General features: G+C 69.2%; 24 protein-coding genes. 15 read left to right on the forward strand and 9 right to left on the reverse strand.

Translation table 11 applies throughout. From position 1 onward, the window contains the following. Positions 1-213 precede the first annotated feature (213 nt). The 10 genes from rpmI to DFR50_RS21520 all read left to right on the forward strand — a co-directional run bounded on the left by rpmI (position 214) and on the right by DFR50_RS21520 (position 10,603). The gene (gene rpmI / locus DFR50_RS21475; RefSeq protein ID WP_113891318.1) at positions 214-414 is read left to right on the forward strand and encodes a 50S ribosomal protein L35; all 201 of its coding nucleotides are present in this window, start codon (positions 214-216) and stop codon (positions 412-414) included. Between the two features lie 22 nt (positions 415-436). Continuing rightward, positions 437-802 carry a 50S ribosomal protein L20 gene (gene rplT, locus DFR50_RS21480; protein ID WP_113891319.1) on the forward strand — a complete coding sequence of 122 codons (366 nt, stop codon included), beginning with the start codon at positions 437-439 and terminating at the stop codon, positions 800-802. Positions 803-889: 87 nt separating this feature from the next. Continuing rightward, complete coding sequence (gene pheS, locus DFR50_RS21485) at positions 890-1,972, forward strand: phenylalanine--tRNA ligase subunit alpha (protein ID WP_113891320.1); 1,083 nt, start codon at positions 890-892, stop codon at positions 1,970-1,972. A gap of 43 nt (positions 1,973-2,015) precedes the next feature. Beyond that, on the forward strand, positions 2,016-2,351 hold the full coding sequence (locus tag DFR50_RS21490; RefSeq protein ID WP_113891321.1) for a hypothetical protein: 336 nt from the start codon (positions 2,016-2,018) through the stop codon (positions 2,349-2,351). 232 nt (positions 2,352-2,583) lie between these two features. Continuing rightward, entirely contained in the window at positions 2,584-2,859 is a 276-nt protein-coding gene (locus DFR50_RS21495) for a hypothetical protein (protein ID WP_113891322.1), read from the forward strand. 7 nt (positions 2,860-2,866) lie between these two features. Further along, on the forward strand, positions 2,867-5,269 hold the full coding sequence (gene pheT, locus DFR50_RS21500) for a phenylalanine--tRNA ligase subunit beta (RefSeq protein WP_113891323.1): 2,403 nt from the start codon (positions 2,867-2,869) through the stop codon (positions 5,267-5,269). Positions 5,270-5,273: 4 nt separating this feature from the next. Continuing rightward, positions 5,274-5,555 carry a hypothetical protein gene (locus DFR50_RS21505; RefSeq protein ID WP_113891324.1) on the forward strand — a complete coding sequence of 94 codons (282 nt, stop codon included), beginning with the start codon at positions 5,274-5,276 and terminating at the stop codon, positions 5,553-5,555. Positions 5,556-5,967: 412 nt separating this feature from the next. Then, on the forward strand, positions 5,968-6,657 hold the full coding sequence (locus DFR50_RS21510) for a Crp/Fnr family transcriptional regulator (protein ID WP_113891325.1): 690 nt from the start codon (positions 5,968-5,970) through the stop codon (positions 6,655-6,657). A gap of 454 nt (positions 6,658-7,111) precedes the next feature. Next, complete coding sequence (locus DFR50_RS21515; protein ID WP_113891326.1) at positions 7,112-7,639, forward strand: DUF1269 domain-containing protein; 528 nt, start codon at positions 7,112-7,114, stop codon at positions 7,637-7,639. A 420-nt stretch (positions 7,640-8,059) separates the two neighbouring features. Beyond that, positions 8,060-10,603 (forward strand): plasma-membrane proton-efflux P-type ATPase, encoded by a 2,544-nt coding sequence (locus DFR50_RS21520; protein WP_170153321.1) that lies wholly within the window; start codon positions 8,060-8,062, stop codon positions 10,601-10,603. A gap of 21 nt (positions 10,604-10,624) precedes the next feature. Here the strand turns inward: DFR50_RS21520 and DFR50_RS21525 are convergent, their stop codons facing one another. From DFR50_RS21525 to DFR50_RS21540, 5 genes are all read right to left on the reverse strand, one after another. Then, positions 10,625-12,289, reverse strand: a complete 1,665-nt coding sequence (locus tag DFR50_RS21525) for an MFS transporter (protein WP_170153322.1) — start codon at positions 12,287-12,289, stop codon at positions 10,625-10,627. A gap of 199 nt (positions 12,290-12,488) precedes the next feature. Next, entirely contained in the window at positions 12,489-12,833 is a 345-nt protein-coding gene (locus DFR50_RS31555) for a hypothetical protein (protein WP_147262838.1), read from the reverse strand. Between the two features lie 163 nt (positions 12,834-12,996). Next, positions 12,997-13,932, reverse strand: a complete 936-nt coding sequence (locus DFR50_RS21530; RefSeq protein ID WP_113891329.1) for an NADP-dependent oxidoreductase — start codon at positions 13,930-13,932, stop codon at positions 12,997-12,999. 113 nt (positions 13,933-14,045) lie between these two features. Then, entirely contained in the window at positions 14,046-14,336 is a 291-nt protein-coding gene (locus DFR50_RS21535; RefSeq protein ID WP_210208993.1) for a 4Fe-4S binding protein, read from the reverse strand. A gap of 91 nt (positions 14,337-14,427) precedes the next feature. Further along, a complete protein-coding gene (locus tag DFR50_RS21540) occupies positions 14,428-14,736 on the reverse strand; it encodes a DUF1330 domain-containing protein (protein WP_113891330.1) in 309 nt (102 codons plus the stop codon). 119 nt (positions 14,737-14,855) lie between these two features. Here DFR50_RS21540 and DFR50_RS21545 point away from each other — a divergent pair, with 119 nt between their 5' ends. From DFR50_RS21545 to DFR50_RS21555, 3 genes are all read left to right on the forward strand, one after another. After that, positions 14,856-15,770, forward strand: coding sequence for an AraC family transcriptional regulator (locus tag DFR50_RS21545; protein WP_113891331.1), 915 nt, complete (start codon positions 14,856-14,858; stop codon positions 15,768-15,770). Positions 15,771-15,956: 186 nt separating this feature from the next. Further along, positions 15,957-17,597 (forward strand): MFS transporter, encoded by a 1,641-nt coding sequence (locus DFR50_RS21550; protein ID WP_113891332.1) that lies wholly within the window; start codon positions 15,957-15,959, stop codon positions 17,595-17,597. Positions 17,598-17,601: 4 nt separating this feature from the next. Continuing rightward, a complete protein-coding gene (locus tag DFR50_RS21555; protein WP_113891333.1) occupies positions 17,602-18,186 on the forward strand; it encodes an NAD(P)H-dependent oxidoreductase in 585 nt (194 codons plus the stop codon). On the opposite strand, the gene DFR50_RS31560 is transcribed toward DFR50_RS21555, so the two are convergent. Further along, positions 18,149-18,769: a hypothetical protein gene (locus DFR50_RS31560; protein ID WP_147262839.1), complete on the reverse strand. Its 621-nt coding sequence runs from the start codon at positions 18,767-18,769 to the stop codon at positions 18,149-18,151. The two genes, DFR50_RS21555 and DFR50_RS31560, sit on opposite strands and share 38 nt — an antisense overlap. A 392-nt stretch (positions 18,770-19,161) precedes the next feature. On the opposite strand from DFR50_RS31560, the gene DFR50_RS33645 reads away from it, so the two are divergent. Beyond that, positions 19,162-19,545 carry an endonuclease domain-containing protein gene (locus tag DFR50_RS33645; protein WP_113891334.1) on the forward strand — a complete coding sequence of 128 codons (384 nt, stop codon included), beginning with the start codon at positions 19,162-19,164 and terminating at the stop codon, positions 19,543-19,545. A 66-nt stretch (positions 19,546-19,611) separates the two neighbouring features. Here DFR50_RS33645 and DFR50_RS21565 read toward each other — a convergent pair whose 3' ends face one another. Beyond that, on the reverse strand, positions 19,612-21,828 hold the full coding sequence (locus DFR50_RS21565) for a beta-glucosidase family protein (RefSeq protein WP_113891335.1): 2,217 nt from the start codon (positions 21,826-21,828) through the stop codon (positions 19,612-19,614). Positions 21,829-22,073: 245 nt separating this feature from the next. Next, on the reverse strand, positions 22,074-22,679 hold the full coding sequence (locus tag DFR50_RS32625) for a PRC-barrel domain-containing protein (protein ID WP_210208994.1): 606 nt from the start codon (positions 22,677-22,679) through the stop codon (positions 22,074-22,076). Between the two features lie 712 nt (positions 22,680-23,391). Here DFR50_RS32625 and DFR50_RS21575 point away from each other — a divergent pair. After that, positions 23,392-24,981, forward strand: a complete 1,590-nt coding sequence (locus DFR50_RS21575) for an MFS transporter (protein ID WP_113891336.1) — start codon at positions 23,392-23,394, stop codon at positions 24,979-24,981. Here DFR50_RS21575 and panE read toward each other — a convergent pair. Further along, a complete protein-coding gene (gene panE, locus DFR50_RS21580) occupies positions 24,881-25,810 on the reverse strand; it encodes a 2-dehydropantoate 2-reductase (RefSeq protein ID WP_113891337.1) in 930 nt (309 codons plus the stop codon). The two genes, DFR50_RS21575 and panE, sit on opposite strands and share 101 nt — an antisense overlap. Positions 25,811-25,888 lie beyond the last annotated feature (78 nt).

Below are 25,888 nucleotides of genomic sequence, written 5' to 3' on the forward strand. Positions count from 1 at the left end.
AACTTGATGGACTCCGGCCCGAAGATCTGGTGCGGTCGGCGGGGCGGAAGGGGACGGAAGCTTTGTCTTGCGCCGCGCGCCCCTTTCGCGTATGTCCCGGACCCTCAGAACCGCCCGGCCGGGCTGCCGTGGCGGTTCTTTTCGCTCGTTCCGACGCGACGGAGCTCATTGCTCCGCTTATTTCCAACAGGGCGTCAAGCCCGGGAGAGCCAAATGCCCAAGTTGAAGACGAAATCAGGCGCGAAGAAGCGCTTCAAGATTACCGGGACCGGCAAGGTCGTCTACGCCCAGTCGCAGAAGCGGCACGGCATGATCAAGCGCACGCCCAAGCAGATCCGCAATCTGCGCGGCACGGCGGTCATGTTCAAGACCGACGGCGACAACATCAAGAAGTACTTCCTGCCGAACGGCTGACCCTTTTCCCGGAGTTTTACGCATGTCACGCGTCAAGAGGGGCGTAACGTCCCACGCCAAGCACAAGAAGATTCTGAAGCAGGCCAAGGGCTTCTTCGGCCGCCGCAAGAACACGATCCGCGCCGCCAAGGCCGCGGTCGACAAGTCGATGATGTACGCCTACCGCGACCGCAAGAACCGCAAGCGCGAATTCCGCGCGCTGTGGATCCAGCGGATCAACGCAGCGGTGCGCGAGCACGGCCTGACCTACAGCCGGTTCATCTCGGCGCTGTTGACGGCAGGGATCGAGGTCGACCGGAAAGTCCTGTCCGAACTCGCCATCTCCGAGCCCGCGGCCTTCGCCGCGATCGTCGAGCAGGCGAAGGGCCATCTGCCCAAGGCGGCCTGAAACCGGCGCCGTTCCGAGCATCGTCCGCCGCCGCCATGCCTTTGAAAGCGTGCGGCGGCGGTTTCCGTTTTCGACCGAGTTTTTTCGATGACCGACCTCGCCGCCCTGAAAGACGAAACGCTCGCTGCCGTCTCCGGCGCGCCGGACGAAGCGGCGCTCGAAGCCGTCCGCGTCGCCGCGCTCGGCAAGAAGGGCGCGATCTCGGCGTTGCTCGCCACCCTCGGCAAGCTCTCGCCTGACGAGCGCAAGACCCGCGGCGCCGAGATCAACGCCCTGAAGGACTCGGTGGTCGAGGCGCTGGCCGGCCGCCGCGCCGTCCTGAAGCAGGCCGCGCTCGCGGCCCGGCTCGCGCGCGAGGCGCTCGACATGACGCTGCCGACGCCGGCGCCCGGCGTCGAGACCGGGCGCATCCATCCGATCAGCCAGGTGACGGAGGAGATCGTCGCGATCTTCGCCGACCTCGGGTTCTCGGTCGCGGAAGGGCCCGACATCGAGAGCGACGACTTCAACTTCACCCGGCTCAACTTCCCGCCCGGCCATCCCGCGCGCGAGATGCACGACACGTTCTTCCTCCAGCCGGACGCGACCGGCGAGCGCAAGCTGCTTCGCACCCACACGAGCCCGGTGCAGGTGCGCACGATGCTAGCCCAGAAGCCGCCGATCCGCGTCATCTGCCCCGGGCGCACCTATCGGACCGACTTCGACCAGACCCACACGCCGATGTTTCACCAGGTCGAGGGGCTGGTGATCGACCAGAGCGCGACGCTCGCCAACCTGAAGTGGGTGCTCGAGGAATTCTGCAAGGCGTTTTTCGAGGTCCCGAAGGTCGGCATGCGCTTCCGTCCGAGCTTCTTCCCCTTCACCTCGCCGTCGATGGAGGTCGACATCCAGTGCCGCCGCTCGGCCGGCGAGATCCGCTTCGGCGAGGGCGAGGACTGGCTCGAGATCCTCGGCTGCGGCATGGTCCACCCGAACGTGCTGACCAACTGCGGGATCGATCCCGAGCTCTACCAGGGCTTCGCCTGGGGCATGGGCATCGACCGCGTCGCCATGCTCAAGTACGGCATGCCGGACCTGCGCGACCTGTTCGACGCCGACCTGCGCTGGATCAACCACTATGGCTTCAAGCCGCTCGACATGCCGACGCTGGCGGGCGGCCTGAGCGGCTGACGGTTGGCGGCGAGGGGTGCAGCGGCGCGCGCCTCGTGGTAAATTGGCGGACCAGTTCGGCGGGCGAAGGATGTCCCAGGCACAGAGAGACCAAGCGGCCGAAGCCGCCGCGAAATCGGCGGTCGTCCGCCTCTTCGGGAAGAACGCCATCGATCGCATCGAAGTGTTTCCGGCCGAGGATCATACCGGCGAACAGAGTCTGTCCGTTACGATCTACCTCCGGGACTACAAGGCTTATGTATCGGGCGCCCGTCTCCTCGACACGATCGTCGCGGTCTCGGATGCGCTGAGAAATATCGACGACCTTCGCTTCCCTTACGTGACCTTCCTCGCGCCTGGTTATGAGCACGCCGAGGACGATGAGCGGCCTGCCGCCTAACCCAAGATCCTCCATGTGGCCTCTCGTCCGGCATCAGCTCGACAACGCTCGTTTGCTTGCTACCGTCGACAAGGGACGCCCGAGATCGGCTTCCTTGCGTCGCGCCGTGTCAACCGCCTATTACGCTGTATTTCAAGCGCTCTGCAGAACGTGCGCCGACAGTCTGGTCGGATGGCGTCGGCCTTGGGAGATCGTCACACCCATCTTCCGAGCGCCAGACCACAACAGAACCTTGCAGGCCTTCCTGCAAGGCCCGTCGGCGACCAATCCGGACATGCAACGCCTGGGGTCGGCTTTCAAAGAACTGCTGGCGGCGCGGGAATGGGCGGACTATAGCCCGGAACCACGCCCGCAGTTTGAACAGGGCAAGAGAAGCTCGCCCTTCACCCGCGAGGAAACCCTCGCGCTGATCGAGGTCGCCGAGGCCGCTGTTGCAATCCTCGACCGGCTCGACGATGACGCGCGACTCAAGCTCGCCGTGCGCCTCGTCGCCAGAACCAGGAAATGACATCTCCATGAAATTCACCCTCTCCTGGCTCGAGGACCACCTCGACACGCAAGCCTCGCTCGCCGAGATCGTCGACGCGCTGACCCGGGTCGGCCTCGAGGTCGAGGGCGTCGAGGACCCGGGCGCGATCTACGCCGGCTTCGTCGTCGGCGCCGTGATCGAGGCGAAGCCGCATCCGAACGCCGACCGGCTGCGGGTCTGCGTCGTCGACGCCGGCGCCGGGCCGGTGCAGGTCGTGTGCGGCGCGCCGAACGCGCGGGCCGGCATGAAGAGCGTGTTCTCGCCGGTCGGAACCTATATCCCGGGCAAGAAGATCACCCTGGCCAAGGGTGTGATCCGAGGCGTCGAGTCGCACGGCATGCTGTGCTCGGCCGCCGAACTCGAGCTCAGCAACGACCACGACGGGATTATGGAGCTGCCGGACGACGCGCCGGTCGGCGTTCCTTACGCGCGCTTCGCCGGGCTCGACGATCCGGTGATCGACGTCGCATTGACCCCGAACCGGCCCGACGCCACCGGCGTCGCCGGCATCGCGCGCGATCTCGCCGCGGCCGGTCTCGGTACGCTGAGAACGCCCGGTCCCGAGACCTTCGCCGGCGCGTTCGACTGCCCGACCGCGGTGCGGCTCGACTTCGCCCCCGCCGACGCGCATCTCTGCCCGGCTTTCGCGCTGAGACTCGTGCGCGGCGTCGCCAACGGGCCATCGCCGGAGTGGATGCAGAAGCGCCTGCGCGCCATCGGCCTTCGGCCGATCAGCGCGCTCGTCGACATCACCAACTACGTGACCTTCGACCGCGGCCGCCCGCTGCACGTGTTCGACCTCGCCAAGATCCGCGGCGACCTGACCGTGCGGCGCGCGCGAGCGGGCGAGAGCGTTCTCGCCCTCGACGGCAAGACCTACGCGCTCGACGAGAGCACGGTGATCATCGCCGACGCGGACGGCGTCGAGTCGATCGCCGGCGTCATGGGCGGCGAGCACTCCGGCTGCGACGAGAGCACGCGCGACGTCCTGATCGAGAGCGCGCTGTGGGACCCGACCAACATCGCCCAGACCGGGCGCAAGCTCGGCATCGTGACCGACGCGCGCTACCGCTTCGAGCGCGGCGTCGATCCCGACTTCTGCGTTCCAGGCCTCGATCTCGCGACCGGGCTCGTGCTCTCGATCTGCGGCGGCGAGCCGTCGCGCATGATCGTCGCCGGCGACCCGACGGCGCCGCGGCGGACGATCGACTTCCCCTACAGCGAGGTGAAACGGCTGATCGGGGTCGACATCCCGCGCGCCGAGGGCGAGGCGATCCTCGCCCGGCTCGGCTTCGGCGTCGAGGACGGCCGGGTCCGCGTCCCGTCGTGGCGCCCCGACGTTCAGGTCAAGGCCGACGTGGTCGAGCAGATCATCCGGATCGCGGGCCTCGACCGGGCGCCGCCCGCCCCCCTGCCCCGCCTCGACGAGGGCGTCGCGGCGCCGGTGCTGACGCTGCTGCAGAAGCGCACGCGCCTCGCCAAGCGCACGCTCGCCTCGCTGTCGCTGCGCGAGGCCGTCACCTGGTCGTTCATAGCGAAGCGGGCGGCCGAGCTGTTCGGCGGCGGTCAGCCGGCGCTGGCGCTCGCCAACCCGATCGCCGCCGACCTCTCCGACATGCGCCCGAGCCTCGTCCCCGGCCTCGTCGCCGCCGCGGAACGCAACGCCCGGCGGGCGCTGACCGACGTGGCCCTGTTCGAGGTCGGGCAGATCTTCCTCGGGCCGGGCGACACGGACCAGCGGACGGCGGCCGCCGCCGTGCGCCGCGGTCTCGCCAAAGCCGGCGGCGAAGGCCGGCAATGGCGCGGCGGCGGGGCGGTCGACGCCTTCGACGCCAAGGCGGACGCGATGGCGCTCCTCGCCGCCCTCGGCGTCGCCGGCGCGGTCCAGGTCGTCCCCGGCGGCCCCGCCTTCCTGCATCCGGGCCGGTCCGCGACGCTGCAGTTCGGGCCCAAGACCGTCGTCGGCTGGTTCGGCGAGCTCCACCCGAGCGTGTGCGAGGCGCTGGATGCGGAGGGGCCGATCGTGGCGTTCGAACTCGTGCTCGACGCCGTCCCGGCGCCCAAGGCGAGGCCGACCAAGGCCAGGCCCAGGCTCGAACGGTCCGACTTCATGGCGGTCGAGCGCGACCTCGCCTTCGTCGTCGACGAAAGCGTGCGCGCCGGCGACCTTCTCAAGGCGGCGCAGGCCGCCGAGCGCGCGCTCGTCGCGGATGTCGGCGTGTTCGACGTCTACCAGGGCAAGGGGCTGCCGGAAGGCAAGAAGTCGATCGCGATCGCGGTCACCCTGCAGCCGCGGGAGCGCACCCTGACGGACACGGAGATCGAGGCCGCGGTCGCGCGGATCGTGGCCGAAGTGTCGAGGCGGACCGGCGCGACGCTGCGAGCCTGAACCGATGCGCGCCGCGGTCGCGTTCCTCGCGCTCTGGGCATGCCTGACGGGCCCGGCGCGCGCCGACGACGACCCGGCCTGCGCCAAATTCGAGGAGCCGCTCGCCTACAACGCCTGTCTCGCCAGTCGGGGGCCGAAGGCGAACGCCGTCGGCAAGGCCAGCGGGGCGCCGGTGCGCGCCCGCGCGGACCCGGAGGCCGAAGCGCCGGCGATGGCGAAGAAGCCGTCCCGTTCCCAGACCGTCCGGCGGCGCGGACGCGTCCACATGGAGTTCTTTCTGCGCTGAAGGCTCGAGGGGCGCGGCGCCGCAAAGCCCGCGGAAAGCCGGGCGCCGCGCCCCGATCCCCGCGCAAGTGGGAGGGCCTCCGCGGGGGCGACCGGCGGGCCGATGTGGCGGTCCGACAGCCGTTCTTCGTGCGACCGATCCCCGCCGCACGCACCGCCACCATAGCCGAGCGGTTGCGCGGCGGCTGTGAGCGGCGTCACACGAAAGCGATGCGCCGAGTGTGATCTTCGTCACAGCGGGACGCGAGCGCGCGCGATAACGGTCGGTTACGGGAAAACGACGCGCGGGACCGCGCGTCGCTCGATGGATCATCCTTTCGCACCGCGCTAGCGGAGCGAAAACAGGTATTTATTCCCGCTTGACGATTGGCCGGGCCTCGTCCACGGTCGCCGGACAAGTTCGAGCGGAGTCGATGTCGGTCCCCAGCACGCTGGCGGCGCACCGCTATTTTCGATCGTTCGACGCCGAGACCTGCAAGGGTCTCGATCGGCAGTGCATCTGGCTGCGAACGACGGCGGGAGCCTGGATTCTCGACCAGTCGGCGACCGACCGCGACGTCTTCTTCATCCTGTCGGGCCAGTTGCGCGCCGTCTACAACAACGCCCGCCAGGACCTGATCTTCAACGACATGAACGCCGGCTCGATTTTCGGCGAGATGGCGGCGATCGACGGCGCCCCGCGGGCCGCCAGCGTGTTCGCCATCGTCGATTCGCTGGTCGCGAAGATGCCGGCCAACCTGTTCGTCGAGACGATGTTCAACAACCGCCCGCTGTGCGAGGCCGTGGTCAAGACGCTGATCCAGCGCCTGCGCGCCATGTCGAGCCGGGTGAGCGAGCTCGGCGCGCTCAACGTGCGTTGCCGGGTTCATGCCGAACTGCTGCGTCTCGCCCGGCGCGATCGCGACGACCCGCGACGCGCCATCATCGTGACGCCGCCGAATCAGTCCGAACTCGCAGCGCGCATCAACACGAGGCGCGAAACCGTGTCGCGCGAGATCAACGCGATGGAGCGCAACGGCCTGATCGAGCGCCGCCGCGGCGCGATCGTGATCACCGACGTTCTCAAGCTCAGCGCGGAGCTGCAGCAGGCGAGCAGCGGCTGAGTCGAACCGCCGGCGTGGCCGTCGTTGCGACTACGCCCGCGTTTTCAAGGTTTTGGACCCCGGAATTGATACTCCCAAGCCGGCGCCGCCCTCTCCCTTGGGGAGAGGGACAGCCGGGCGAAGCCCGGCAGGGTGAGGGCTCGGAACGCCGACAGTCGGCCTGGCGCACCCTCACCTGGCCGCTTCGCGGCCTGTCCTCTCCCTGAGGGAGAGGGATTGCCCACTGCCTCACCCCGGCTTTGGAGTTACTGGAATTGAACCCAGTGACAAGAACTGACGCGCGTGCGGGAGGTCCCGCCGCCCGGCTGGCCCCCAAACGTATTGACGGGCGCATGTGCGCGATGCGAGGGCGGGTCGCGATCTCGGGGCCGCAGCGCGCGTAGAGACCGGCTCCGGGTCGCGACGTTTCAGCGCCGGAGCCGCGATCGTCCGGCCTCTCTTGGAGGAAAGAGCCATGAGCGATCTCGTTTTCATCGTGTTCGACAGCGAAGCCAAAGCCGAAGAAGTCCGCAACAAGGTCCTCGACCTGCAGAAGGACTACCTGATTGAACTCGAGGACGCCGTGATCGCAATCCGCGGCGAAAACGGCCGCATCAAGCTCAACCAGATCATGCACCCGACCACATTCGGCGCCGTGTCCGGCGCGTTCTGGGGCATGCTGATCGGCTGGGTCTTCTTCATGCCGCTGATCGGAGCGGCGCTCGGCGCCGCGGGCGGCGCGCTCGGCGGCGCCATGACCGACGTCGGCATCAACGACAATCAGATGCGGGAAGACGCCCGCAAGGCGATGACGCCGGGCAAGGCCGGGCTGTTCCTGCTGATCCGCAAGATGACGACCGACAAGGTGCTCGACGATCTCAAGGGCGAGGGCGGAACGGTGATCAGCACCTCGTTCGATCACGCCAAGGAGGAAGCGCTCAAGGCGGCGCTCGCCGCCCACGTTCCGGCGCCGGCGACCGACGCGCCGCCCGCCGCTTCCTGAACGCCCGTCCTTTCCCCGCGCGCGGCTGCCTGCCGGGGAGTCGTCAGCCGCGCGGGGCTCGGGCCAGACCCCCGCCCGCACCGGCGCGATCGGGAAAGCCGGCCGGCGCCGAGCGCGCCCCTCGCCGAACTGCGTCGCCACGAAGGGGGACGAGGCGCCGAAAGGCGCCTGAGCCCGCGGCGTATCGACGCAGAATCCTCGGGGAGGCTGGCGTTAGCGCCCGACATGGGCGCCAAGTCCCGTGTTGCCCCGCAATCCCTGTCGGGTCGCCAGGAATCGGCGGCGCCCCGTCGACTCGCCATGGGTCGACGCGTGGATCTGGCCAATGTTTCTTCCGGGTGCGGTTCCATGTCCGAAACGGCTGTCCAACCGGGCCATGACGACGGACTCTCCGCCGGCTCGAGCTCAAGCGCGACGACGATGAACGGCGACGCCGGCGCCGGCAAGCCGAAGCGGCTCGACGCCGCCGCGATCGCCGCCAGATTCGCCGAGCTGAAGAGCTCGGCGAAGGGCCTGACCTCGGACGAGGCCAGGGCCCGGCTCGCCAAGGATGGCCCGAACGCCATCGTCGCCCGGGAGGAGCCGCTCTGGCGCAAGGCGGTCGCGTATTTCTGGGGTCCGATCCCATGGATGATCGAGGCCGCGGCGCTGATTTCGCTCGCTCGGCAAGACTGGCCCGACTTCATCGTCGTGACCGGCCTCCTCGTCTACAACGCCGCCGTCGGCTTCTGGCAGGACGCCAAGGCCGCCTCGGCGCTCGCCGCCCTCAAGAAGGGCCTCGCCCTGACGTCGCGCGCGCTGCGCGACGGCGCGTGGCGGACGATCGACGCCGCCGACCTCGTCATGGGCGACGTGGTCGACGTCACCGCCGGAAAGATCGTCCCCGCCGACCTCGTGCTGACCGGCGGCGCGTATCTGTCGATCGACCAGGCGGCGCTGACCGGCGAATCCCTGCCGGTCAGCAAGGCGATCGGCGACTCCGCCTATTCCGGCTCGATCGCCAAGCAAGGCGACATGCAGGGCCTCGTCACCGAGATCGGCGACAACACCTTCTTCGGCCGCACGGCCGGGCTCGTCGCCTCGGCGGGCGCGCAGTCGCATTCGCAGAAGGCGGTGGTGCAGATCGGCGACTTCCTGATCCTGCTCGCGGCGGCGCTCGCGGTCGTCCTGGTCGGCACGCAGGTCTACCGCACCATGGTCGTTCCCGGCCACTGGAGCTTGGACCAGGCCGGGCAGATCGCGCAGTTCGTGCTGGTGCTCCTCGTCGCCTCGGTGCCGGTGGCGCTGCCGGCGGTCATGTCGGTCACGCTCGCGCTCGGCGCGCTGGCGCTCTCGAAGCAAAAGGCGATCGTGTCGCGACTGTCGGCGATCGACGAGCTCGCCGGCGTCGACGTGCTGTGCAGCGACAAGACCGGCACGCTGACCCAGAACAAGCTGACGCTGTCGACGCCCATCCCGTTCGGGGGCGTGCATCCGGAGGAGATCGTCGACGGCGCGGCGCTCGCGACCAAGGCCGACAGCGACGACGCGATCGATCAGGCGGTCATGAAGGCGATCTCCGACCCGCAGGCGCTCGCCCGGTGGAAGCAGACGAATCTCGCGCCGTTCGATCCGGTCAACAAGCGCACGATGACGACCGTGACCGACCCGCAGGGCAAGACCTGGCGGTTCGCCAAGGGGGCGCCGCAAGCGATCTCGGCCTTGTGCAAGCTCGATCCGGCGACGGAGACGACATACGACGACAAGGTCGACGAGCTGGCGAAGCACGGGTTCCGCGCGCTCGGCGTCGCAAGATCGGAGGACAACGGCAAGACCTGGACGCTGCTGGGCATCCTGTCCCTGCTCGACCCGCCGCGGCCCGACGCCGCCTCGACCATCGCCCAAACCCGGAAGCTCGGCCTCGCGGTCAAGATGGTCACCGGCGACGACGTCGCCATCGGCAGTGAAATCGCGCGGGAGCTCGGACTGGGCGCGCGCCTCCTGGTCGCGAGCGACGTGTTCCCGAAGGGCGCGGACCCGAACCGGATCTCGCTCGACGCGGCGCACGCGGTCGAACGCGCCGACGGATTCGCGCGCGTCTTTCCCGAGCACAAGTACGAGATCGTCAAGAGCCTGCAGGAGACCGGCCACATCGTCGCCATGACCGGCGACGGCGTGAACGACGCGCCGGCGCTCAAGCAGGCCGACTGCGGCATCGCGGTCAGCGGCGCGACCGACGCCGCACGCAGCGCGGCCGCCCTGATCCTGACCGCGCCCGGGCTCTCGACCATCGTCAACGCAATCGTCGAGGCGCGAAAAATCTTCGAGCGCATCACGAGCTACGTCTACTACCGGATCGCGATGACCATCGCGATCATGCTGACGGTCGTGCTGTCGAGCGTGCTCTTCGCCATCCAGCCGCTGACCGCGATCATGATCGTCGCGCTCGCCCTGCTCGACGACATCCCGATCATGACCATCGCCTACGACAACGTGCGCACGGCCGAAGCTCCGGTGCGCTGGAACATGCATCGCATCCTGGTGTTCTCCGGCGTCATGGGCCTCATGGCGACGGCGCAGAGTTTCGGCCTCGTGCTGCTCGGGCTCGAGTGGATGAACGACCAGGCCCTGACGGCGTGGCGGCCGATCGACCCCAGCCATCTCCAGACGATGCTGTTCCTGCAACTCGCCGCGGGCGGCCACATGCTGCTGTTCGTCGTGCGCGCGCGGGGCTCGATGTTCGCTCCGCCCTGGCCGTCGGCGCCGCTGTTCCTCGCCATCGTCGCGACCCAGGTCGTGGCGGTGCTGATGTGCGCCTACGGCGTCCTCGTCCCGGCCTTGCCGTGGGCGCTGATCGGGGTGGCGTGGGCCTATGTGATCGGCTGGACGATCGTCACCGACGTGGTGAAGCTCATCTTCAACCGGACCGACGCCGGGCGCGAGCGGGTCGGGCCGCTGGCCGCCCATACGGCCTCGCTTCGCTGACCGCGCCGTCCGCCGGCGCGCTCACCCCGCGACGGTCACGGGCTGAAGAAGCGGGGCCTTCCGCCGGCTTTCCCGGTTGCGCTTGGGCGCGATCAGGAACTCCGCGTTCGGCGGCGCCTTCAGGAACTTGTGCGCCTCCGCCTCGACCATCTGGTCGGCCTTGGTGACGCGCGCGCGCAGGTGCTTCAGTTCGAGGATCGACTGGATGAGGAACGTCTCGACGATGCGGCCGACGTCGCCCGCGTCCACGAACACGTTCCAGGCGAAGGCGCCGTCGCGCCTCCGCTCTTGGCCGATCTCCTGCATGATGGCGAGAAACGGCGCCCGGTCCTCCCGCTCGACCCGGTATTCGACCGTGACCAGCACCGGGCCCTGGTCGTCGTCGACCGCGAGGACAAAGGCGCGGTCGCGCCAGTGCAGCGACGGCGTCAGGTCCTGCCCGGCGGCGGTCTGCAGCTTCCGTGTCCAGGTCGCCGCCATTCCGATCAGGGTCCCGGCCGCCGCGACATAGAGGGTCGTGGGCAAGCCCCAGACGCTCGCGACCTTGCCCCAGACGGCGCTGCCGATCGTCATCGCGCCGAAATAGGCGGTGAGCAAAATCGCCATGCCGCGCCCGCGCACCCAGTCCGGAAGCGCCACCTGCGCCGACACGAACAGGGTCGTCATCATCAGGGTCCAGCACGCGCCGGCGAGGAAACTGACGGCGAGCGCGGGAGCGAGCGTCTCAGCCGCCCCGTACACGACCAGCGCAGCGATCGTGCCGACCGTCGCGAGCCGCGCCAGCCAGTCGGGGCCGAGCCGGTCCTTCAGCCACCCGAGGCCGAGCGAGGCGACGATCGACCCGAGCCCGATCATGCCGAGGAGCGCCCCGTAGACCGCGGGCCCGTTGTGCATCTGGCTGCGGGCGACCAGCGGCAGCAGCGCCCAGTAGGCGCTGCCGAACAGGAAGAAGGCGACGGCCCGCAGAAGCGTCGCGTCCATGTCGCGGTTGTGCCGGACGTAGCGCAGGCCGGTGCGGACGGCGCTGGAGAAACGCTCCGCGGGCAGCGTCTCGCGCACCCTGCGCGGCGCCCGCCACCACACCACCGCCGCCACGACCGCCAGATTGCCGATGCAATAGAACCAGAACGGCACGTCGATGCTCAAGGCCGCGATGGCGAACCCGCCGAGCGCCGGCCCGATCGCGCGGGCGACGCTGTAGCTCGCGTTGTTGATCGCGATGGCGCTGTCCAGATCCTCCTTGCCCACGAGCTTGGGCGTGACCAGTTGCCACACCGGCGCGGCGATCGCGCCCCCGATCCCGAGCGCGAACGTGGTCAAGAGCAGGTTCACCGGGGTCGCGAGCTTTGCGCTGACGAGACCGGCGAACACGATCGAGATCGCGAGCACGGCGACCTGCGCCGCGAGCAACAGGCGGCGCGCGTCGACGATGTCGGCGAGCGCCCCCGCCGGCACGGTCAGCAGGAACATCGGCGCCATGGTCGCCACCTGCACCGCCGACACCATCATCGGGTCCGGGTTGAGGCTGGTCATGAGCCAGCTCATCGAGGTGTCGAACATCGCGATGCCGACGTTGAAGAGCGCGCTCGCGGCGAGGATGACGGAGAAGGCGAGGTTGCCGAACACGCCCCAGCGCGACCGCTCGCGCGGCGACCCCTCGGCTGCGGCGGTGGAGGGACTGGTCAATCGGGCGCTCCGCGAGTGGGCCGCAGGTCGCCGGAGCGGCGGCCGGACTGGCAGATGGCAAGGCGGGAAAGCAAATTCAAGGCGGTTCGGTTGCGAACCGCCGGAGAGGACGACGCTCATGCGTGCGGCGACGGGAGGAGCCGCGTCCGGCTATGGCCGTCGCGTTCGGCGGGCGCGCCGAACGGCCCTGCGGATATCTCTACGTTCCCTCGGCAGCCGCAGGGCGATATTTATGCTTCGCATGTCGTGCGGAATCATCGCTTCGCGACGGTGCAGCGGGCGGTCCCGAGGCAGTCTGACACTTCTCCTCCAGGACTTTGGTTTCCTTCGCGCCACGCAAGGTCACGGTGTTCACGGTGTCCGTCCCGACCAGAAGCGGTCCGACGTTTTCCCACGACCCGTCGGCATTGCGCTTCCACTCTGCACAACTGAGAGTCAGCGACTTGCCATGAACCTGGACGGACTCTTGCTTGGCGTCTTCGTCCGCTACCGCGGCGCCCTGCGCCGCGATAAAGGCGAAGGATAGCGCTAGAATTCTAAGCATTGTGGTTTCCTCGGGGCCAATCAATCAGCTCAGCCGCCGCATCGAAGCAGCGGACGCCGCTGGAGTCGAGGCCTGCGCCAATCGCCTGCGCGCCGCCGCACAGGGCGAGATCGATTGGCGCCTCCGAGGTTGCGATGGTTGTCGCCGGCTTGGCCCGCTGTCGCTATCGCATGGGAGCAATCACCAGCTTTCCCTTCGGCAAGCCCGTCCGCTCGAGTTCGACCATCGCCGGGATCGCCTCGGACAGCTGCACGATGCGGCCGATCGCCGGGACGAGCTTGCCCTGCTCGGCCGCGTCGGCGACGCCGGCAAGCGATTGCAGCGTCGGATCGCCGAACACCAGGTGATGTCGCGACGGGAGCAGGCTGCCGATCATCTTGGCGACCGTGGGGACGATGTGCAGCGACAGGCCGCCGCGTTTCAGCATCGCGCCGCATTGGCTCAGCGACAGCGCGCCCGCCGTATCGAAGACCACGTCGAAGCGACGTCGGAAGGAAGCGACGTCGAAGGCGCGATAATCGACCACTTCGCCGACGCCCAGCGCCAGGGCTTCCGCGCGCCCGGACGCGCTGCAACTGCCGACGACCTCGGCGCCGCGCATGCGCGCAATCTGCACCGCCGACCGTCCGACCCCGCCCAGACATCCCGTGACCAAGACCGACTGGCCAGGACTCAGGCTCGCCTTCGCCGCCAGCGCGTTCCAGGCCGTCAGGCCCACGATGGTCAAGGCGGCCGCCTGTTCGAACGAGACGGACGGCGGCTTGCGCCAAACGTTCTTTTCGTCCGCCACGACGCATTCGGCGAACGCGCCGGCTTGACGGATGGAGGTGACGCCGAAGACGTGGTCGCCCACCTTGATCCGCTCCGCGCCCGGCCCGACGGCGTCGACCACGCCGGCGAAATCGTGGCCCAGGCCGCGCGGAAACCGGAAACCGGACAGCGCCTTCAACTCGCCCCGGCGAATCTTCCAATCCATCGGGTTCAAAGACGCAGCCCTGACCTGAACGCGAACTTGGCCACGCCCGGGCTCCGGCCGCTTCGCCTCGTCCAGCCGCAGTTCCTCCGGACCGCCGTATCGGAAATATTGAACGCGCTTCATAAGCAATCCCCTCGATCCGCTTTGCACTGACATGGCCAGGTTTCAATCAAGCCGACCGATCCAGATCGTCTGTGCGAGGTCATCGCAAAGAAATGCTCGCCATGGTCGTACGCTCATGGTTTTGCTTTGACGAGTTTGATGGCGTGCTCAGGGCATGCCTGGACGCACAACCCGCACGCTCGGCAGCGAGCGGCGTTCGGCGTATAGGAAACCTTTCCGCCGTGGACCCGATTCTTGATCTTCGACAGGAATCCGAGATTTGCGTAGTCGGATCGCTCAATCTTTCGAATTTCGAACACCTGGTAAGGGCATACCTGCGCGCATGGGCCTTTGGCTTCGCAGCGAGAGAAATCGACGACCGGCGCAAATGCGCCCTCGGGATGTTTGCAGTTTTCATCGCTCACGATATCGCTCCAACGAACGCGGCCCTGTGCGCATGACGGCTCGAGATCATTCTCCGCGTCCCGCGCATGGATCTTCGATTTTATGTCCGCGTCAGGCGCCCGGGCCGGCGACGGTCGGAACAATCGCCACCCTCATCTCGGCGCTCGCGAGGCGAATTGCATTGAGGGGTTGGTAGGCTTCGCTGGCCAGCCAGGCGCGGAAAGCGCCTTCGGAGGTCCAACGTTGGATCAAGAGGGGAGCAAAACCAGGCTCTCCATCGACGGGAATTGCGCCTTGTCCGACCACCGCTCCCCCCAAGGGGCCAATCAGCTTGCTCGCGCGCTGGGCGTAGGCTCGCAGGCCCTCCGGATCCCGGACGGAGACAACTTCAACGACGACGAACACCGGGGTCTCTTGCATGGTTCTTCTCCGAAGGCGCCCCGACACGTGCGGCCGTTTGGCTCCAGGGAGAGAGGTAGGCGATTGCCCCCAGACGATCTATACCTTAGCGTCCATAGTTTCTCGGAGATCGTCCAAAGATGGATCCGCTGTCCGAAGTCATTTCGTACCAGGAGCTGCGCAACTATCGGGTCGGCGGCTTCGAGGCGGGCGGCGACTGGTCGATCCGCTTCGATCCCTTCGAGGGCGTCAAATGCTACGCGGTGACCTCGGGCGCGTGTTGGCTGGCGGTGGAGGAGTTTGGCGAGCCGGTGCTTTTCACGCAAGGCGACTGTCTCCTGTTGCCCCACGGCTCGGCGTTTCGAGTCGCGAGCGATCCGGCCCTGCCGCCCGAGGATTGGAAGCGCCACTTTCTCGGCGCCCGCGAAGGCTCGCTGGTCAAACTGAACGACGGCGGCGAGGTCACGGTGCTGGGCGGCCATTTTCAGCTCGCCGGAGCGCAGGCGGACATGCTGCTCGGCATGCTGCCGCCGATCGTCCATCTGCGCAGCGACACGGATCGCGCGACGTTGCGCTGGGCCTTCGACCGGATGCGGCAAGAGCTGCTCGACCCCAGGCCGGGCGGCTTCCTGATCGTCCAGCAGCTCACCACCATGATCTTCATTCAGGCGCTCCGCCTGCACCTCGACGAGAGCACGGGCGTCGGCTGGCTGTTCGCGCTCTCCGACAAGCATGTCGGAGCGGCGATCGCGGCGATGCATCGCCAGCCGGCGCGGCGCTGGACGGTGGCGGCGCTGGCCGACGAAGTCGGCATGTCACGATCCGGTTTCGCGGCCCGGTTCGGGCAGCTGGTCGGCGACGGACCGATCGAATATCTCACGCGCTGGCGGATGCTGCTCGCCGGACGCAGCCTGAAGCGCGGCGAGCCCATCGGCGCCGTCGCCCGCTCGCTCGGGTACGAATCGGAAAGCGCGTTCAGCACCGCCTACAAGCGCGTGACGGGCAGCCCGCCTCGCCGTCACGCGCGCCTGGCGGCGGTCGCGGCGGCAGGCTGAGCCTCGGACCCCGCCCGATCGCCGCAAAAACCGCGGCGACGATGGCGCGCGCCGCGCCGACGACGCCGCCGGCCGAACGCCGCGCGAGCGGGTTTCGCGAGCAGTCCGTCGGAGCATAGCCGCAGAGCCGGCGTTTTCGGTCTCGACCACTGGACGGGCGGGAGGCGGAGGGGCAGAAAGCGCGACATGGAGACGCCTGTTCTCGATCAGCCGGCCGCCGCGCGAAGGGCGTGGCTCGGCGCCTTCGCGCACCCGGCCTTCGCGGTCGTCTGGCTCGCGAGCGCGATCGCCCTCGTCGGCATCTCGATGGTCGACACCGCGTCGGGGTGGCTGATGACCACCCTCGACCTCAATCCCGGCGACGTCTCGCTGGTCCACGCGGCGGCCACCCTGCCGATGTTCCTGTTCACTCTGCCCGCGGGCGCGCTCGCCGACATCGTCGACCCGAGGCGGCTGATCCTCGTGATCTCGTGCGGCGTCGTCGTGCTGGTGGCGGCGTTCGCGAGTCTGGTCTCGCTCGACCTCGCCGCTCCGCTGTCGCTGCTGTTGACGACGTTCCTGCTCAGCGCGGCGTGGTCGGTCAATTCGCCGGCCTGGCTCGCGATCCTGCCTTCGCTGGTGCCGAAGGCCGACCTCACCGGAGCGGTCGCGGCCAACGGCGTCGCCTACAATCTCAGCCGGACGATCGGCCCGACGCTCGGCGGGTTCGTCATCGTGCATTACGGCCTGTCGGCGCCGTACTGGATGTTCGCGGCGACCAATGTCGTCGTGGTCGCGGCGCTCATGTGGGAGCGCACGCCGCCGAAGGAGACCAAGACCCTGCCGGGGGAGCGCCTGACCGGAGCGGTGCGCACCGGACTCCGGCACGCGGCCAACAACCCCCTGTTCCGTGCGACGCTGGCGCGGACGCTCGCGGTCTATCCGTTCGCCGCCGCCTACTGGGGCTTGTTGCCGCTGATCGCGCGCGCCTCGGGCCAGGGCGCGCAGCATTACGGCCTGCTGCTCAGCGCGGTCAGCGCCGGCGCGCTCGCGAGCTCGTTCGCCCAGCGATCCGTCCGGCGGCGCGTCGATCTCGACTGGGCGGTCGCGCTCGGATCGATCGGCACGGCGATCGCGCTGGCGCTGTTCGGCGTGACCCGCTCGTTCGCCGTCCAGCTCGGCGCCGGCTTCTTCGGCGGCGCGGCCTGGGTGATGGTGCTGACGAGCCTCTACGTCTCGGCCCAGAACGTGCTGCCGCAATGGGTGCGCGGCCGGGGCCTGGCGATCTTCCTCACCGTGATCTTCGGCTCGGTCGCCCTGTGCAGCGCGGCCTGGGGACAGGCGGCGGCCCGCATCGGCGTCGACAACGCGCTTCTCCTGGCCGCGATCGGCGCGCTCCTCGGCATCCCCGCGACCTGGGGCTGGAAGCTCCAGGGCTCCGAGGCGATCGATCTCACGCCGTCCCTGCACTACCGGCTTCCGCAGGCGGCGGAGGAGATGTCCGACGACCGGGGCCCTATTCTGGTGAAGGTCGCCTACCGGATCGACGCCAAGGACCGCGACCGCTTCCTGCGCTCGATCGACGACCTCGGCGAGCAGCGCCGCCGCGACGGCGCGTTCGCCTGGGGCGTGTTCGAGGACATGGCGGAAATCGGCCGCTTCGAGGAAGCCTACTTGATCGAATCGTGGCTCGAGCTCATGCATTTCCGCGAGCGGATCACCAACGAGGACCGCGCGGTCGAGGACGAAATCCGGGACATGCTGACGCAACCGCCGCAGATCGAATTCCTCGTCGCCGCCGAGCCGGGGCGGCGCCGTCCCGCTCCCGACGCGCCGACCGGAGCGTGACGGCTTGCGCGTTCTCGTCGTCCACGCCCACCCGCTCGCGACCAGCTTCCTCTCCGCGGTCCACGTCCGACTCGTCGCGGCGCTGCGAGCCGGCGGGCACGCGGTCGACGACCTCGACCTCTATGCCGAGCGCTTCGATCCCGTCCTGTCGCCCGAGCAGATGCGGGTCTACGTCGACACCGAGAAGAACACGCGCGAGGTCGAGCCCTATGTCGCGCGGCTGCGCGCCGCCGAGGCGCTGGTTCTGGTGTTTCCGGTGTGGTTCGACGGCCTGCCGGCGATCCTGCAGGGGTACTTCCAGAGGGTGTTCCTGCCGGGGGTGGCGACCGTGATCGACGAGCGCGGCCTGTTTCATCGCAATCTCCAGAACCTGAAGCGACTGGCGGCCGTATGCGCCTATGGGGAAAGCCGAACCGACGTGGCGCAAAAACTCGACCCGCCGCGCCGCTTCGTGCGCGACAACATCGGCGTCCTGATCGATCCCGACGGTCGGTTCGACTATCATCCGCTCTACAACATGAACTTCTCCGCCCCGGCGCGGCGGCAGGCCTTTATGCGCTCGGTGGAGCGGGCGTTTTCGGCCTGGTGAGGCGCGCCGCTCCTGCAGCGGCCTGTGGCCCCTCCTTGATGAGACGCAGCATCGTCTCGGCGTCGACGGGATCAGGACCCGAGTAGCGTGCGCACAGGACCTTCTTGGTCTCGTCCGTCGCGCTCGGAAGCGTGACCTCTCCGACCACGGACACTTTCGCGGAGGGCGGCATGTCGGCGATCGCGGAAACGGCTCCCATCGTCTCAACAGCTCGTATGATTTTTCTCTGCTCACGAGACACATCGAGATCCGTCAAGAGCGTTGACATCGGTTTCGTCTTCACGCCCTCGACGCAGTAGGCGCCTCTTTTTGTTCTCTTGTATTCATGAATGCACAGGTTGGCGAAGGCGCAATTTTGCCGGGACGGGCTTTTCAGACACCTTTCCGACATGCACAAGGGAACTCTTTTCGTGCTGTCTTCGGCAATCAACTTATTTTGATCGATAAAAATCGACGGCGCCACCTCATAGATCGACTGAACGAACTTATGGATCGATCGAGAGGAGACATCAGGCATCGGCAAGAAAGCGATGGCGAGCAACACTCCGAGCATCATCAGCGAAACGAAGCGCCGCGGTCGCACGGGATCTTTCTCTTTCGAAGTCGAGGTCTAACGTTGTAAACTTGTAACATACGGCGAGCCTGACGTCGAATCCAAAATGGAAAATGAGGTCTCATGGCGGCAGGCAGGCCGACGTGACGGCGATCTCGCTGCCAGGATCGAGGGCAGCGGGCCCCCTCCACCGCGCTGACGCGCGGGCCCCCTCCCCCGCTTCGCAGGGGAGGAAATCGCCGTTGTACGATCCGGTTAGATCGCTGACGGATTGGACCGGATGTATCGCTGACAGGTCTATTGGACGGCAAGGAGGGCCTTGCCGCTCGCCGGGTTCATGCTACGATTGCGGCGCGGACTTTCCTCCCCTGCGAAGCGGGGGAGGGGGACCACGCGAAGCGTGGTGGAGGGGGCAAGCGGCGATGAGAGCGCCTTCGAGCACCGTCGCAGCGGCAAAGACGCTTCGGCGAAACCTGTCTGTTCCGGAGGCGATGCTTTGGAGCCGTGTCCGGACGAGATCGCCCGAATTCCCTGCATTTCGACGACAGCACCCCGTTGGGCTTTACGTTCTGGACTTCTACTGCGCCAAGGCGAAGCTCGCCATCGAGATCGATGGCCGCGCGCACGAAGCGCAAGATCGCCCCGAGCGCGACGCACGCCGAGACGCATGGCTGCGAGCGGTGGGAATCGAGGTGCTGCGCATCCCCGCTCGCGACGTCCTGACCAATCCCGACAAAGCTGCGGACGGACTCTTCCGGCTGGCCTTGTCGATGATCGAGGGCGGCAGGCCCCCTCCACCGCGCTGACGCGCGGTCCCCCTCCCCCGCTTCGCAGGGGAGGAAATCCCCCCGCCCGGCCGATGACGAACGTCGTCACGGCGGCGCGTCGGCCGCCTCGACCGCGACGTCGGCCGTCGCGTCCCGCGCCGCTGCATCGAAGCCCGCGCTGACCGTGTAGACGCCGCCGGCGATCCGCCAGCGCCGCGCGCCCTCGTCGAAGGTCGCGATCAGCCGTGGATCGACGGCGATCGTCGCGCGCTTCGTCTCGCCGGGCGCGAGGTCGAGCCGGGCCCAGCCCGCGAGCCTCAGTCCGACGCCGCTGTCCTCCGGGCCGGCGACATAGAGCTGCGCAACCGCGGCCCCCGCCCTGGCCCCGGCGTTGGTCACCGCGAGCTCCGCAGTGACGCTCGATCCGTCGGCGTGGGCCGCGAGCGCGCCGAGGCGGAAGGTGGTGTACGACAATCCGAAGCCGAACGGAAACAGCGGGCGCTCGCCGCGGCGCGCGAAGCTCCGGTATCCGGTCGAGGCGCCTTCGTCGTAGCGGGCGACGATCGGGGCGCCGTCGGGGACCCGGCCTTCCGGCGGGACGAGCTCGATTTTCCGACGCGGCAATTGCGCCTCGCTCGCCGGAAACGTCACCGGCAGGCGGCCCGACGGATCGATCGCGCCGGTCAGGATGTCGGCGATCGCCTCGCCGCCGGCCTGGCCGGGATACCAGGCCTCGAGCACGGCCGCCGTCCGGTCGAGCCAGGGCATGAGCACGGGGCCGCCGGTCTCCAGCACCACGACGGTCTTCGGATTGGCCTCGGCGATCCGCCCGATCAGGCGGTCCTGTCGGGACGGCAGCGCGAGATCGGCGACATCCGCGCCTTCGGTCATGTACTGGTCCGCGAACACGACGACGGCGTCGGCGCGGGCGGCCTTGCGCGCGGCGCGGTCGGCGTCGAGGCCGTCGTCGAAGTCGACCGCGGCCGACGGCAAGCGACGGCGCAGCGCCGCGAGCGGCGAGGACGGCATGAACACCATTGCGCGATTCGTCCCCTCGGGCTGTTTCAGCGCGATCCCCCCGGAGGGGACGACCTGCGAGGAGCCGCCGCCCGACGGCACGCCCCGGTCGGCGTGCGCCCCGACCACGAGCACGCGGCGCAGGGTCGGCGCGAGCGGCAGCAGGCCGTCGTTGCGCAGCAGGACCGCGCCCTCGTCGGCGATCCTGCGCGCCGTCGTGGCTGCGACCCCCGACGCGAGCGGAGCGGCGAGATTCGCATCCGCGAGCCCGCAGGCGAACATGGTCGTCAGGATGCGCCGCGCCATGTCGTCGAGACGGGACTGCGGCACCCGCCCTTCCGCGACGGCGTCGCCGAGGACGGCGTAGAACGGCCGAGTGTCGGCCTGCTCGGCCGATTCCTGATCGAGCCCGGCGATCGCCGGGCGTTCGGTCGAATGGACGGCGCCCCAGTCGGACAGGACGAAGCCGCGGTAGCCCCAGTCGCCTTTGAGCACCTCGCCGAGCAGCCACGGATTTTCGCACGCGTGCGCGCCCTCGACGCGGTTGTAGGCGCACATGACCGCGCCGGGACGGCCGCGCTCGATCGCGATCTCGAACGCCAGCAGATCCGATTCCCGCGCCGCGGCCTTGTCGATCCGCACGTCGAGGCGGCCCCGGTCGGTCTCCTGGTCGTTGAGGGCGAAATGCTTCGTGGTCGAGACGACGCCGCGGCTCTGGACGCCGGCGATCACCGCGCCGGCCATGAGCCCGGTGAGCCACGGGTCCTCGGAAAAATACTCGAAAGTGCGCCCGCCGCGCGGGTCGCGAATCAGGTTGGCCGCGCCGCCGAGCAGGACGTTGAAGCCTCTCGCCCGCGCCTCGGCGCCGACCGCCTCGCCCTGCCCGCGCGCCAGCGCCAGATCCCACGTCGCCGCCAGCGCGACGTTCGAGGGCATCGCGGTCGCCGTGTCGCCGCGCCGGACATTTCCGGGATTGGCGACGCCGAGCGGGCCGTCGGTCTCCTGCAACGGGGGAATCCCGAGACGCGGGACGCCGGGAACGTAGCCCGCCGACCCGATCGCGCCTTCGGGCTTTTGCCCGCCGCTCCACGGCGCCCCGAGCACGCCATGGACCAGCGACAGCTTTTCGCCCTGCGTCAACATGGCGAGCGTCGACCCGGCCCGCGCATCCGCCGTCCCCGACGGGTCGCCGCACGGCGGCCCGACGGGCGCGGCCGCCGCGTGCAGCGCGGCGAGCGCGCCGACGAGGCCCGCAACGCCCAGGCGCAGCGCCCGCGCCGCGCGAAGGAAGACAGCGCCGGTCATGACAGCCCTCGAAACGCTCGGGACGCGCGACAACACCCGAACGCCTCGGCGCCCGGAAGCGCTCCCGCATAGTGGCCGATGGTTCGAGCAATTCCAAGGCGCCGGTCTGGACATCCCGGCCCCTGGTCGCTCCCTAACCCGTCGAAGTCGGTGTCGAAACGACGCCTTAGGGAGCGCGGGAACGGGACGACGACCGCGTCGACAGTTAAGGAACGTGACCAACGACCGCGTCTAACACCCTGGACTCACTGGTAGGGTGCGGCGCTCGCGGCGTCTCCCGGCGCGGCGGCGACGGCGGGCCCTGCCGCGCGCGCGTAGGCGAACGACGGCGCCGACCGCAGTTGCGCCGCCGTCGCCGGCAGCGCGACCCGGTCGGGGCGGCCGCGCACCGCCTCGGCGGTCGCGGCGCACGACGGCTTGCCGTCCGCGGGCGCCGCGCCCCCGCCGAGCGGTTCATCGATCAGCGTCGCCGGCCGCGCGTCCATCCGAAAGGCCAGCGCCGCGAAGGGAACCGCGACCGGCTTCGTCCCGAATCCGAGGAATCCGCCGACGCCGATCACCACGGTCTCGATCACGCCGTCGTGGGTCATCAGGAGGTCCTCGACCCGGCCGACCGGCCGGCCGTCGAGTCCGTCGACCTCGACGCCGATCAGGCGCGGCGCGCGCCACTCGGTCGCCCTCTGGCGCGCATGGAACGGCGGCGCCGGGTTCGCCGACACGGGCGCCGGCTCCGGCGCGCCGGCTGCCGCCCGTCCGAGCAGCCAGGCGACGGCGAGCGCCGAGGCGAGGAGGGTCGAGACCGCCGCGATGCGGGGCTCGACCGGTGTCGTGGTAAGCCTGAAGGATGACATGGACGAACCCTGCGCCAGGCGGCGGCGGGAGCGTGCGTGCGCGTGCGCGCTCCCCTCACGACCGCGGCCGACGCTTGCGCGCAGGGTCGGGCGGCATTGCGGCCGGCAGACCCCCGTCCGATTCACATTGCGGTGAGCGGGCGGCGGACGGCGCAAATTCCCCCGCCTTCAGACGTCTTCACGAGGCGCGGCGGCCTTGTCGGCGCCGCTGTCGGCGGAGTGAGGGGGCGTTTCCCCCTCCCGCGCGGCGCCCGCTGTTCCGCGGGGCGGAGTCGCGCGGCGCCGCGCGCGCCTGAACTCGCGCATGGGCGGCGCGTTCCGCGTCGGTTTCCCCGCGACGGACGGAGACGTCCGGCTCACCGCACGCGAGCGCGCCCTCGACGAGATGGGCGGGCGAACTGCGTGTCGCCGCGGCCGCCGCCGGCGATCGGACCCGCGCGCCCACGCGCAAGACCGCCCCCCGACCTCGTCGAGCCCCCTCGGCCGGGCGTCCAGCGCAACGCATTTCCGCTGACAGTGTCAGCTCTGCTACGCTTTCCGGACCCCGAGGCCGGCGCCCGGCCGCAACGTGGGGCGCTCCGGACGACATCGCCGTCCCACTCGTCGTCGCATGGTCCCGAGGTCGTAGCCGCTGGGATCGCTCCCGTTCGCACGCGTCTCAACTCGCTCGCCGGACCATCTCTTACGAAGCGACACGAAGGAGGAGTCGACGATGACCGCCACGCACCTCGAGCCGGCGGGCCAGCGTCAGTCCCGGGCCGCAGCGGCCAGCGGCTGGATCGGCTCCGCGCTCGCGTACTACGACTTCTTCATCTACGCGACGGCGGCCTCGCTGGTCTTTCCGCAGCTCTTCTTTCCCTCCGCCAATCCGACGCTCGGGATCGTCGCCTCGCTCGCGACCTACGGGGTCGGCTGCGTCGCGCGGCCGATCGGCGCCGTCGCGCTCGGCCATATCGGCGACACCCGCGGGCGCAGGAACGCCATGCTCGTGTGCCTCGTGCTGATGGGCCTGTCGACCATGGCGATCGGCATGCTGCCGAGCTACGGGCGGGCAGGCGTCTGGGCGCCCGCGCTGCTGGTCGCGCTGCGGCTCGTCCAGGGTTTTGCGGTGGCGGGCGAGATTTCAGGCGCGAGTTCGATGATCCTCGAGCACGCGCCGTTCGGCCGGCGCGGCTACTTCGCGAGCTTCGCGCTTCAGGGCGCGCAGGCGGGGCAGATCCTCGCCGCCGTCGCCTTCTTGCCGCTGAGCTGGGTGCTGCCGCAGCGGACTTTCATGGCGTGGGGCTGGCGGATCCCGTTCCTGCTCAGCGTCTTCGTCCTGGTCGCGGGCTACTTCATCCGGCGCGAGGTCAGCGAGACGCCCGCCTTCGTGGAGGAGGCGGCGAAGGGCGAGGCGCCTCGGGCGCCGGTGATCGAGGCGATCGCCCATCACTGGGACGACATGCTGCGCGTCGTCGGCATGTCCTTGATGAACGTCGTTCCGGTCGTCGCGACCATGTTTGGCGCGGCCATCGCTGTTCAGCCGGGTCATGGCGTCGCCATGGACGCCAGCGTCTACCTCTGGATGCCGGCGGTCGGCAACCTCGTGGCGGTCGTCGTCATCCCGTTCGTCGGCAATTTTTCGGACCGGGTCGGGCGGCGGCCGCCGATGATCGTCGGTTCGCTGCTGTCCGGCCTCCTGGCCTTCGCCTATCTCTACGCAATCAGCGTCAGGAGCGCGCCGCTCGCGTTCCTGTTCTCGGTCCTGATGTGGGGCGTCCTTTACCAAGGCTATAACGCGGTGTTTCCGAGCTTTTATCCGGAGCTGTTCCCGACGCGGGCGCGGGTCTCGGGCATGGCGATCGCCCAGACCATCGGGATCATGCTGACGGCGCTGCTGCCGGCGCTGTTCGCGGCCGTCGCGCCGCCCGGCTCCGCCGGAGCGCCGACGATGATCGGCGCGCTCGCCTTCGGCGTCACCGTCGTCTCCGCGCTCGCCGCCTGGAGCGCACGCGAGACCTACCGGGTGCGCCTCGACGACCTCGGCGAACGGAACGCGGCCTGCGTCGACCGGGCGACCTACTACGCGATGCGCAGGCTGAGCGCCGCCGGGGCGACGGGGTGCGCCCCAGCGAGACGCGAAAACCTCGACCCCGGTTTTCGCGAGGGACCTCTTGATATCGGCGAGTCGGACGCGGCCGGGACTTTCCGGGCCACGGCGCTCATGCATGCTTCGCGATGTGGCTCTGATAGACGCGCAGTTTCACCGTCGCCGCGTCGAGGAGCGGCGAGTCGACGTCGAGCGCCCGCGCCCGACGGGTGAGATCGCCGAGAATGTGCTCGACCTCCACCGGCTGGCCGCTCAGCATGTCGCGATACATGGAGGTGGCGAGGGTCGATCCCTTCTGCGTCAGCATCGTCCGCGTCCCGTCGAGGAAGGCGGTCCGCGGCGGGTAGCCTGACGCCTCGGCGATGGCGGCCGTCTCGGCGAGGCAGCGCAACGTCGCCTCCGCGCCGCCCTCCACCGCCTCGATCTCGCCGATCGCGCCGCGCATCAGGCAGGTGGCCGCGCCCGCGCTCGCCAGCATCACCCATTTCTCCCACATCTCGAGCAGGATCGCGGAGCTGAGACGCGTGTCGAAGCCCGCCCCCTTCAGCGCTTCATCGAGTTTCGCGACCCGCTCCGACATCGAGCCGTCCCGCTCGCCGTAAGTCAGCGCCTGCGTTCCGCCGGTGAGCTGGACGATGCGTCCGTGCCGATCGAGCGTCGCCGCCACCACGCACACGCCGCCGAGCGTCGGCGTCTCGCCGAACCGCGCCGTCAGCAGGTCGATGTGCCGGAGCCCGTTGAGAAATGGGAGGATCATCGTCTGCGGTCCGACCGCCGGCGCGAAGTCGTCGAACGCGCGCTCGAGCTCCAGCGCCTTGACCGCGAGGAGGACGACATCGAACGGCTCGGTCGCCTCCCCCGTGACCAGCAGACGCGGGCTCAGCCGGATGTCGCCGTGCGGACTGAGCACCCTGAGGCCGTCGCGTCGCAACTGCGCCGCGCGATCGGGCCGTACGAGGAAGGTGACGTCCCGGCCCGCCTCGGCGAGCCGGGCCCCGAAATATCCGCCGGTCGCCCCGGCGCCGACGACGAGAATCCGCATGGGCTTTCGCGTCCCTGTTCGACCCATGGCGTATCACGACAGGCGCGCCGGAGAAAGGCCGCGCCCTTCCCGGCGGAC

This window comes from Roseiarcus fermentans (assembly GCF_003315135.1).
Classification (GTDB): Bacteria; Pseudomonadota; Alphaproteobacteria; order Rhizobiales; family Beijerinckiaceae; genus Roseiarcus; species Roseiarcus fermentans.